At 47.9% G+C, this 11,159-nt stretch carries 7 protein-coding genes; 5 read left to right on the top strand and 2 right to left on the bottom strand.

The annotated features are described in order from the left end of the window. Positions 1–1,376, top strand: a 1,376-nt coding sequence (locus ACOJTG_RS23255; RefSeq protein WP_420155998.1) for a cation-translocating P-type ATPase, incomplete at its 5' end; no start/stop codon positions are given. Between the two features lie 53 nt (positions 1,377–1,429). Here the strand turns inward: ACOJTG_RS23255 and ACOJTG_RS23260 are convergent. Next, entirely contained in the window at positions 1,430–1,636 is a 207-nt protein-coding gene (locus tag ACOJTG_RS23260) for a hypothetical protein (protein WP_420155999.1), read from the bottom strand. Between the two features lie 309 nt (positions 1,637–1,945). Here ACOJTG_RS23260 and ACOJTG_RS23265 point away from each other — a divergent pair, with 309 nt between their 5' ends. After that, on the top strand, positions 1,946–2,341 hold the full coding sequence (locus ACOJTG_RS23265) for a barstar family protein (RefSeq protein WP_420156000.1): 396 nt from the start codon (positions 1,946–1,948) through the stop codon (positions 2,339–2,341). A 190-nt stretch (positions 2,342–2,531) separates the two neighbouring features. Here ACOJTG_RS23265 and ACOJTG_RS23270 read toward each other — a convergent pair whose 3' ends face one another. Continuing rightward, entirely contained in the window at positions 2,532–5,978 is a 3,447-nt protein-coding gene (locus tag ACOJTG_RS23270; RefSeq protein ID WP_420156001.1) for a ThuA domain-containing protein, read from the bottom strand. Positions 5,979–6,286: 308 nt separating this feature from the next. Between ACOJTG_RS23270 and ACOJTG_RS23275 the strand changes: the two genes are divergently transcribed. From ACOJTG_RS23275 to ACOJTG_RS23285, 3 genes are all read left to right on the top strand, one after another. After that, positions 6,287–7,006: an NUDIX hydrolase gene (locus ACOJTG_RS23275; RefSeq protein ID WP_420156002.1), complete on the top strand. Its 720-nt coding sequence runs from the start codon at positions 6,287–6,289 to the stop codon at positions 7,004–7,006. A gap of 240 nt (positions 7,007–7,246) precedes the next feature. After that, positions 7,247–8,041 carry an SDR family NAD(P)-dependent oxidoreductase gene (locus ACOJTG_RS23280; protein WP_420156003.1) on the top strand — a complete coding sequence of 265 codons (795 nt, stop codon included), beginning with the start codon at positions 7,247–7,249 and terminating at the stop codon, positions 8,039–8,041. A gap of 360 nt (positions 8,042–8,401) precedes the next feature. Then, complete coding sequence (locus tag ACOJTG_RS23285; protein WP_420156004.1) at positions 8,402–10,930, top strand: PAS domain-containing protein; 2,529 nt, start codon at positions 8,402–8,404, stop codon at positions 10,928–10,930. Positions 10,931–11,159: the final 229 nt, after the last annotated feature.

Here is an 11,159-nt window from a genome sequence, read left to right on the forward strand (position 1 = left end):
CGTTACAAAAGACCTATCCTCGTCAGGCAGAAATACCCTTTAATTCCGATTCGCGGATCATGGCCACATTACACCAGGTAGAACATTCTTTCTACGTAGTAGCCGTTAAGGGGGCGTTAGAGGAAGTACTCAAGCGTAGTACCAACGTTTCCAAAACGGACGAATTAATCCAATTATCCGAATCGATGGCGACCGAGGGTTTACGAACACTAGCCTTCGCAACAAAAGAACTTTCCGAAAAACCAGCGAATGATTTTGCTGAAGCTGATCTTACGTACCTCGGCATGATTGGCTTCTTAGATCCCCCCCGAACGGAGGTTACCCCTACGCTGGAAGCCTGTAGACGAGCGGGTATTAAAATCATTATGGTTACGGGGGATCACCCTACGACGGCCCTCACCATCGCTACGCAGGTGGGCTTAATCACCGCAAACGAAAACCGGGCTATTACGGGAAAAGAGCTAACTGATCTGTTTGCCAAAGCGGATAAAACCGAGCTTATGGATTGCCGGGTATTTGCCCGCGTGAGTCCCCAGCAGAAACTGGACCTTATCGAGCTCTATCAGAATACCGGTGCCATCGTAGGCATGACGGGTGATGGTGTGAACGACGCTCCCGCTCTCAAAAAAGCCGATATTGGTATTGCCATGGGACTACGTGGTACGCAGGTAGCCGCGGAGACCGCCGAGATGGTCTTACAGGATGACTCCTTCACGTCCATCGGAACGGCCATTGCTCAGGGACGGGTCATTTTTGAAAATATCCGCAAATTTGTACTGTACCTGCTGTCTTGTAATCTGAGTGAAATTTTTGTGGTCACCGTAGCGGGATTTCTAAACGTAGAAGCTCCCTTACTACCCCTTCAGATTCTCTTTATCAATATCGTCACCGACGTTTTTCCCGCCTTGGCTCTGGGCGTGGGTAAAAGCAACCGGGATGTCATGCAGCACCCGCCCCGGGACCCGCAAATGCCTTTACTCAGTCCACAGGACTGGCGTACCTTGCTAGTGTATGCACTCGTGCTGACGGCTTCCGTTTTGGGGGTCTATTACGCGGGAATTTTTGGTTTTGATTTACGTCCCCAGGAAGCCAACAACCTCGTCTTTTATACGCTGGCTTTTGCTCAGCTGATGCACGTATTCAATCTCCACTCGGAACGATCCTTCTTTGTCAACGAGATTACTCAGAATCGGTACGTATGGGGAGCGATTGGCTTTTGTATCCTCCTCCTGCTTGCTACCTACACGATTCCTTTTCTTCGGCAGGTACTTCGTATTGAGCCCGTCCTCGGTACCGAGTTTTTACTGATTCTCGCGGGTGGTTTATTGCCTTTACCCGTCATTCAACTGATTCAACGACTGTGTATACTACGCTAGAATAACTTTTGGCTTAGGTAAAACGTTACGGTTTAAATCGATTATGAAGTGTATTAATACGCCCCTACCAGCGTAACTAGAATTTGTACCAGTCCGGTAGTAAGCAATAATCCACTGATAATCAATACCAAGATCGGATAGGGTTTTAACCGATTTCTGAACTTCGATACTTTTTGCAAACGCTTTAGCGTAAGAGTACGGGCGATTGAAAAAGGGGTTGTATGGATGGGCACAGACGGAGCATTTTTTGTAGTATTCATGATTCTAGTCGATTAATCAATCACCTGCTAAGAAAGTCATGCCTTGCCCGAAATCAATCGATATCCATCTAGTAGTTAGAGATTTAACTCAGAATAAACTATCCTTAGCCTTTCAAAATGAAAAATCAATTTCCACTTTGAAAGGATAGAAACCCGTTAGGTCTGGGCTCTACGGATACGATTATTTATTCATGAGCCCTTAGCAGCAGAAAGGGGATAGGGCATTTATTTTGATAGTACTTACTCCCCAACTGTACGAGTAACTCTAAAGCCGCGTACGAAACCCTTCCTCTACCAAGCATAAACGATATGAAAAAACAAATCATCATAAACGGTCAAACCATCAAAGACCTTCCTTCTTTTTATGAGGAAATCAATCGGGTTTTTATGGCCGACGAAAACTGGAAAATTGGTCCGAGTCTGGATGCTTTGGATGATTTACTGTATGGTGGTTTTGGGGCACTTAAAAATCAGGGAGAAATTCAGTTAGTATGGGAGCACATTTCTCAGAGCCGGGAAGCCCTCGGGTACGAAACAACGAAAGCCTACTACGAGGCCAAACTACAACCGGGATCGCCGTTTAATGTTCCCTTATTTCAAGAAAAACTAAGGGCACTGAAAAGTGGCTCAGGACCGACCTATTTCGATCTGATCCTGGAAATCATTGCCGAGCATCCTGCTATTGAATTAGTAGCCCTGGATTAATTCTTTGTACTCACCGATTCTGGAATTTCCGCGACTGAGAATTCTTTGCGTATAAATAGAAAGGGAGAAGGGGCTTATTATAAGCAGCCCCTTCTCCCTTTCTACTAATCTTCCATACTCAATTTACTCTATAGCTATACGCGTTTAGCATGGAACACCTTGCAAACCCCAGAACTGTCCTGCTTTCATCTTACTCAGTCCCCGAACCCATCAGAAACTCCGTACCCATCACCACCATTAAACTACCCGTGGCATTACTGTGATTGACAAATACCAGATACACATCCTGGGGTTTGGTTTCCATAGCCATCGGACCTTTCAACGGAATGGTCAGGGCCTGGGGTTGAAAATCGAGTTTATCGGAAGGCTCTAACATCGCCGACTCTCCCAGTAAGGGACCCGTGGGACTATTCAGACGGAGCTGTATTTTTCCACCCACGGCATTAAGCTGCGGTTTCGGAGCTACCGCCAAAACCCGAACCCCTGATACGCCATTCAGATGCACCTGTTTAAGGGCCATGTACGCACCGGATTTAGCGGGAATGGCCAGGTTATTTCCACCATAAGCCATTTTATTGACATTATCGTAATCGTCAAAACCGTGAACGTCCACCTTGGCATTTCTGAGTACGTAGCTTTGTTCGGACCGCAATGCAGGCAGCCCTTTGGCTCCTTTATCTTCGTAGGAAGCCCGGACGATGTATACGCCTTTTCCTTTATCTCCCGTAGGCAAACTCGCCGTATAACTTCCTTTCAGGGGTAACGTCTTTGCTCCGGCCGTCTGATCGGATACACTCAGAATATATTTCACCATTTCGGCCGCATCGGAGGTAGACAACTGTGGGTGGGCCGCCATTGCCGTTTCTCCCCAGACACCGCCACCGCCAGCAATCACTTTCTTCGTCAGCCGCTCCACCGCCGAAGGGTCACCTTTGTATTTTTTGGCTACATCCACGTAAGCGGGTCCGATGGACCTTTTGTTCACACTGTGGCAGGCCTTGCAATCACTCGATTCGATGAGCTTTTTACCCGTCGCCAGCAAAGCCCCCGCATCTGCCGAGCGGTGCCCCTGAGCAATAGCTACTTTGTCGTAGCCTTCAGCCAGGTAGTCAATGTTTACGGCTACTCGCTCCGGGTTGATGCCCTTGCCTAACGTTCCATCTTCCTTGTCGCTGACCTTCACCTGGTACTGGATAGGCTGGTTAGGCGTGAAAAAGGACTTTTGCGGTAGTTCGACCGTAAGTACGGGAGCTTCATTGCCTACGGTGATATCCAGCGACTGCGAAGCGACACCACCCTTCCCATCATTTACCGTCAGCGTAGCTTTGTAGAGTCCCATCTGAGCCAGGGTTAAAGCCGCTTCGGGTTGCGTAATGGTTTTACTGAAACCATTTTTAGAAGTTATCTTCCAGGAATATTTGAGTTCATCGCCGTCTGCATCGGTGGTACCTTTAGCGGTGAGCTTCACGGCCAGCGGAGCAGCTCCGCCCAGCTTGTTAGCCGCAATCTGTACCTGTGGTTTCCGGTTGCCGCCGTTAAATTCAATCCGAATCAGACGGGCGTCGTCGTTCGCTGTAAACCAGCCGGAACCGTATTCCAACATGTACAAATCCCCATTATCAGCGAATTCCATATCCATGGGATTACTGAATTTGTAGCTAGGCATGAAGCGATCCATGGACACATAGTTGCCTACTGAATCCATGGTTACGGCCATAATCCAGCCTCGCATCCAGTCATACGTGAACAGTTTTTTGTCGTAATAACCAGGAAAGGCCCGCTCTGCTTTGGCAAAATCTTCGGAGTAGAAGACGGGTCCCGCCATGGCGTTTCGACCACCCGCTCCCACCAGTGGAAACTCCGAAGAGGCTTCGTATGGATACCAGATAAAGGCTTTCTGAGCGGGTGGTAAGACCTTCAGTCCCGTATTGTTCGGGGAGTTATTCGTCGGTGCACTGACCTGCCATTTTTCACCGGATTTACTGGCGGTGAAGTCATACTTCGTATAGGCTTTATTATCGCCCACAAAATGCGGCCAGCCGAAGTTTCCGGCTTTACGAGCCTGCCCAACTTCATCGTGGCCCCCCGGACCGCGACTGGAATCCGCTTTGGCAGCATCCGGACCCACTTCGCCCCAGTACAGAAAGCCCGTTTTCTGATCGACCGAAATCCGGAAGGGGTTGCGGTGGCCCATCGTGTAAATCTCGGGTCGAGTGTGAGCGGTTCCTTTCGTAAAAAGATTTCCATCGGGAATAGTATAACTGCCATCGGATTGAGGCTTGATCCGCAGAATCTTACCCCGCAAATCGTTGGTATTCGCCGATGATTTCTGAGCATCCCAGGCCGAACGACCTTCCCGCTCATCGCTGGGACTAAATCCGTTCGAACCGTGCGGGTTGGTATTATCACCCGTTGACAGGTACAAGTTGCCTACTTTATCCCAGGCAATGGAACCGCCCGTGTGGCAGCATTCCTCCCGCTGGGTGGGAATTTCCAACAGTATCTTTTTCGAATCCATTACCAGTTCATCGCCTTTCAGCTCAAAGCGACTCAGTACGTTTTTCGATTCGCTGGGATCCGAATAGTACAGATAAATCCAGTGATTTTGAGCAAAATTGGGATCCTTACTCAGCCCCAGCAGACCATCCTCACCCATCGATTCCTTGCCTTCCTTACTCACGTATTTAATGCTTACGGGCAGTTTGGCAATAGTTTTCAGTTCCTTGGTTTTGGTATTGTACAGCCGTACTTCGCCCTTACGTTGGATAAAGAGTATCCGGCCATCGCCTAATACGCTCAGTTCCATCGGCTCGTCAAGCTTCTCTTCCAGGATCACTTTGGTGAAGCGATTTTCTTCGGGCCGGGCCTTCGAAAAGTCCAGGGACCGAGGCGTATCGCCACCCGCCGTGTACTGAATACCCGCCCAGAGGTGATTCAGAAACAAAGGTTCCGAAAAGGTTTCATCGGTATGACCCATGGCGGTATAAAAGGCCCGGCCGCCGTCGAAGGGCTGGTACCAGCTCATGGGGTGGAAATCGGGATTCTTGCCTCCGATGTAACTCTTTTCGTCAATTTTCAGGACGACGTTGATCTGGGGTGAAATATTCTTGAAGCTGTAAAATTCGTCCGTACGCTCGAATTCATCCGGCATGCCCCGGGTTGCCCAGTGGTTTTTCAGGGTTACGATGAACTTGCCTTTCTGCACATTACTCGGCGTCATGGGGTGATCCAGAAAATATGCCCCCGCCAATCGGCCGTACCAGGGCCATTCGTATTCAGTATCTGTAGCCGCATGAACGCCCACCCAGCCGCCACCTGCCTGAATGTAGCGTTCGAAGGCCGTCTGCTGCTGGTCATTGAGTACGTCACCCGTCGTATTTAGAAATACCACCGTGCTGTACTTCCTCAGGTTAGATTCAGTAAACTGACTGGCATCCTCCGTGAAAGCAACGGCAAAACCTTTCTCGCCGGCCAGTTTGGTCAAAGCCGTTTTCCCGGCGTCAATGGAAGCGTGACGAAATCCGGCCGTTTTACTAAAAACGAGTACGTCGAAGGTCGGTTTTTGTGCAAAAGCGGCTTGTTGGAGGAGACAGAATCCCAGCCACAGCGAGGTAATTCGAAGAAGTATAGTTTGCATAGGGTAAGTAATTGAATGCAGCAAAGCTAGAGAAATACTTTTATTGTCTAATTTTTAGACAATAAATTTTACACAATTATTTATCTGGTTAATACAAATTAACCAGATAAAAGATACGCTGAGCTATACTTCTGATTTCGTGTGATTTACATGCTGCCTTTTCATCTTAAACGAAGCCCTATACCTTACCCTGCGTCTATATGTACCAAGCCTGTTTTCGGATAGGCAGTTTTGGGTTTCTAAGGAAAATCAGGGATTGAAGCTATTTTTAGGTCTTTCTTTTAAACTTCCCTTTATATCCTTTTCCTATGCAACCGCTACGTGAGCAAGATTATATTCAACAACTCTCTATCGATTGCGTCATTTTTGGGTATGAAGCGGGTGAGCTTAAAGTCCTGATACCTAAAATGGATTTCCGGGGGGACTTCTGGGCTTTACCCGGGGGCCATATCCTACAAAAAGAAAGTATTGATGAAGCCGCGTACCGGATTCTTAAGTTCAGAACTGGTATCAGCGACATTTATCTGGAGCAATTCTGGGTTTTTGGGGATCAGTCCCGAAGCAGTCAGGATTTTATTGACCGCTTATTAGCCCTGAATACGGCCAAACTCGAACACCACGATCTCCGGGCGTATGCCTGGTTAAGCCGACGTTTTGTATCGATTGGTTATTACGCTCTGGTTGACATGCATCAGGTTAAACCGCAAACCAGTGAACTGGATGCGTCGATTGAATGGATGAATGTCAGGGAGTTACCTCCGTTGATTATGGATCACAATGCCATCGTAGCCAAAGCCCTGGAAACACTGCGTACCAATCTGGACCAGAAAATGATTGGGTTTAACCTGTTGCCGGAAACCTTTACCATGAAGGAAGTACAGCAACTTTACGAAGCCATCTTTGACAAACCATTGGCCCGTAACAATTTTCAGAAGAAGATGCTGGATCTTCAGGTACTCGAACGTCTGGAAAAGAAATTCACGGGTGCCGCCAACAAAGCTCCGTATCTCTATCGGCTTGTCCGGTGACCCGGCAAGCATAGAAGGTATGGCGTTTTCATTGCGAAGCATTGCTTTACCATCGATTCGTTTTCTGGAATCCTGCTCAAGGTTTCTGACCCGCTGGCTATCGTACGCTTAGGAAACTAAACCGACCCGTATTCGTTATTCCATCGATTTCAGATCTCGTCAATCCTCTCCGTAATTCAACAATGGATTAGAGCGTTAGAGCGAAGGAAGCGAGCGGTTCATCTTCAAAAATCAAGCATTATGGATTTGCAATTAGCAGGAAAAACAGCGTTTGTGAGTGGTTCAACGGCGGGCATCGGTTATGCCATTGCCCTTGGTCTGGCTAAGGAAGGGGTTACGGTCATTCTAAACGGTCGTACCTCTGAAAATGTAGCCGCTGCCGTACGGCAGTTACAATCCGAAGTTCCGGATGCCCAGGTCAGCGGTTTTACCGCCGATTTTGCTCAGGCGGCCGACGTAGAGGCTTTACTGGCTAAGCTACCTCCCGTGGATATTCTGGTCAATAACATTGGCGTGTTTGAACCCAAGGCATTTACGGAGATCCCCGACGAAGACTGGTTCCGCTTTTTTGAAGTCAATGTCATGAGTGGCATCCGGCTTTCCCGTCACTTTTTCCCGAAAATGCTGGAGAAAAACTGGGGACGTATCCTCTTTATTTCCAGTGAATCGGCCGTATTCATTCCCAGTGAAATGATTCACTACGGCATGACTAAAACCGCCCAGCTGGCCGTCGCCCGGGGACTGGCCGAACTTACCAAAGGCACGGGGGTAACCGTGAATACCGTTTTGCCCGGTCCCACCAAGTCACGCGGCGTGGGCGAATTCATTGCCAATCTGGCGAAGCAAGAAAATAAAACGGAAGAAGAAATGGAAAAGGTATTTTTCCAGGACTTCCGCCCCACCTCGCTGATTCAACGGTTTGCCAGTCCAGACGAAATTGCTCATATGGTTACGTATCTCTCCAGTCCCTTGGCTTCGGCTACGAACGGGGCTACCTTACGCGTAGAAGGAGGATTATTGAAAAGTGCTTTCTAGATTTTTATACTCTGGAATAGTAATCCTTAATACACGATTACTATTCCAGATGAATTTAAAACATATAGATATATACGTTTTAAATTCTTTTCATTATTATCACCTATTATTCTGATAATCAATGCACTAAATAGTCAGTATTTGTTGTTTTATACCCTACCTTCTCTTTCAAATTTAGTCCGTCCCTTTTTCTTGAACTGGTAGTGAGTATAGCCTACCCGAACGTTAAGAAACGTAGGTTTTAATGTTCAGAAAAGCAATGGATAGCTTTCCCTGGTAAGTTTTTATCTAGTTTGATAACATTTATCGTACACTCTATGTTTTCCAATAACTTTACCCCTCTACTTGGATTAACGTACGATGGCTATCCCTCCTGTATCACCCGAGGAAAACAATCGAATCACTGCCCTGGAAAGCTATGATATTCTCGACTCCTTACCCGAAGAGGATTACGAGGATATTACCCAGTTGGCTTCTGATATCTGCGAAACGCCCATTGCGTTGATTAGTCTGGTTGCTAAAGACCGCCAGTGGTTCAAGTCCCATCATGGTCTTGATCTGCAGGAAACTTCTCTCGAGCATTCTTTTTGCGTGCACAACCTCGTCAGCCCGCAAAAGCCGCTGGTAGTAGAGGATGCCCGGTTGGACGTTCGATTCGCCGATAATGCCTTTGTTACAGGTTTCCCCAATATCGTTTTTTACGCCGGATCACCTCTGGTCGATCCCAATGGCTATGTCCTCGGATCGCTTTGCGTAATTGATCATCAACCGAAACAGCTTACTGAAAAACAGTTATCTGCTCTTAAAATTCTTGCGAAACAGGTCATTAAACTCCTGGAATTACGGAAACAGAATCAGGCTTTGAAGGAAAGCGAAGAACGGTATCGTCTGGAAAATATAGCTCTGGCAACCAGCCGTAAACGCTTTGAAACGGTTCTAAAACACGCTCCCATTGGTCTGGGACTGCTACGTGGCGATGACCACGTGTTTGAGTTAGTTAACGACCGAATTGCCGACATGGCAGGCCGCCGAGCCGAGGATATTCAGGGAAAGCCTTTACTGGAAGCTCTACCCGAATTGAGTCGTCAGGGCCTTAAGGAGATTTTTGATTCCGTCCGTAGCACTAGGCAGCGATTTGTAGCTACCGATATTCCACTTCAAATCCAGCGAAACAATCAGTTGGAAACGGCTCATTTTTACGCCAGTTTTGAACCCGTCCAGGAGCCCGACGGCACGGTAAGTATCGTGGATTTCAGTATGGAAATTACCGAGCAGCTTAAAGCCCAGCGGGACTTACAAGAGAGTGAATCCCGTTTCCGGGCCATTTTTGAGCAGGCTCCCATGGCAATGGGTCAATTGAAAGGCCGGGACCTGGTAATTGAATTAGGCAATCCCCAACTTTTTGAAGTTTGGGGAAAAGATCCGTCTATTAAGGGAATGCGGCTCATCGATGCCTTACCAGAAATGCAAGGACAGCCCTTTATTAAGATTCTGGAAGGTGTGTTTGATAGCGGAGAGCCCTTTTACGGGAATGGCGTCTTAGCCCAGCTTTTCCGAAACGGTCGTCTGGAAGATTTGTACTTCGATTTCAGATATACGCCGCTTCGCTCGGCCGATGGCGAAGTAACCGGAATTATGATTATGGCCGTAGAGGTTACGGAGCAGGTATTATCCCGGCAAAGACTCGAAAAAAGTGAAGCTCGATTCCGGGGCTTGATTAAAGAAGCTCCCTTTGCCATTGGCGTCTACGAAACCAGTGATCTGGTGATTTCCATTGCTAACGATGCCATGCTTCAATTCTGGGGTAGAACACCGGAGGTCATTGGCCAGAAGTTAGCCGAAGCTCTACCGGAGCTGGAAGGACAACCTTTTATTCCGCTCTTGCACGAGATCCTTCGTACAGGTCAAACGTACCGGGCCACGGAGGAACCCGCTGACCTTTTGACGAATGGCCGCTTGCAGCGATACTGGTTTAACTATGTCTATCAGCCCATTTTTGACAGTGAGGGTAAGGTATTTGCGATCCTGAATTCAGCGGTGAATGTTACGGATAAATACCTGGCTCGGCAGGAGCTTCAACAGAGCGAACAGCGGTACCGCGATTTGGCAGCCGAGTTGGATCAGCACGTACAGGAACGCACGCAGGAATTGTTACAGACGAATCAGGAATTACAACGTTCCAACGAAAACCTGCAGCAGTTCGCTTACGTAGCTAGTCATGATTTGCAGGAACCCTTACGCAAAATACAAACGTTTAGTACCCTGCTTTCCAAACGCTTCGCAGGTCAACTAGACGAACAAGCCTACAACTTACTTGAACGCATTAATACCGCCGGTTACCGGATGTCCTCGCTAGTCAGCGACCTGCTGACGTACTCCCGCTTTGCGACGCGACAACAAAGTTTCGATGAAGTTTCGCTGGAGGCGGTTTTAGCGGGCGTTCTCGATGCCCTTTCGCTGACAATACGCGAACGCAAAGCCCGTATTCAGACGAACGCTTTGGCCTCTGTGAAAGGCGATGCGGTACAGTTGCACCAGTTATTTCAAAACTTAATATCGAATGCCATTAAGTTTACTCCACTTGAAAAACAGCCGGAGGTACAAATTCAGTATGAGTTAATCAAGCGTAATGAACTACCCCCCGAAAGTAAACTGACCGGCCCTGTCTTTCACCGCATCAGTGTATCCGATCAAGGCGTAGGGTTCGATGAACAGTACCTTGACCGTATTTTTATGGTTTTTCAACGTTTACACAACAAGAATGAATTTCCGGGTACGGGTATTGGGCTGTCCATCTGTCAGCAGGTAGTAGAAAACCACGGCGGATGGATTACGGCGAAGAGTCAACCCGAGGAAGGAACTACTTTCTTAGTGTATCTACCAGCTTAAGCGTATACGAAATAAAGGGGAATTGGAGAGTCTCACGCCTGAGTATTACCGTTCCCACTCATTTACGCATGGCTGCCTTGAAGGCCGCCAGATCCTGTGGAGTTGGAGGAAGAATTTCGGCCACTTCGGCTCCCCGATTCATGGTTGATTGTTTAAAAACTTTCGCCCGTACAGGTGTATTTTTCTTTTCCGCGGATCGGATCGCTTTCACAAACTCCTCACTATTTTT

It is taken from the genome of Siphonobacter sp. (assembly GCF_048595215.1).
Lineage (GTDB): Bacteria > Bacteroidota > Bacteroidia > Cytophagales > Spirosomataceae > Siphonobacter.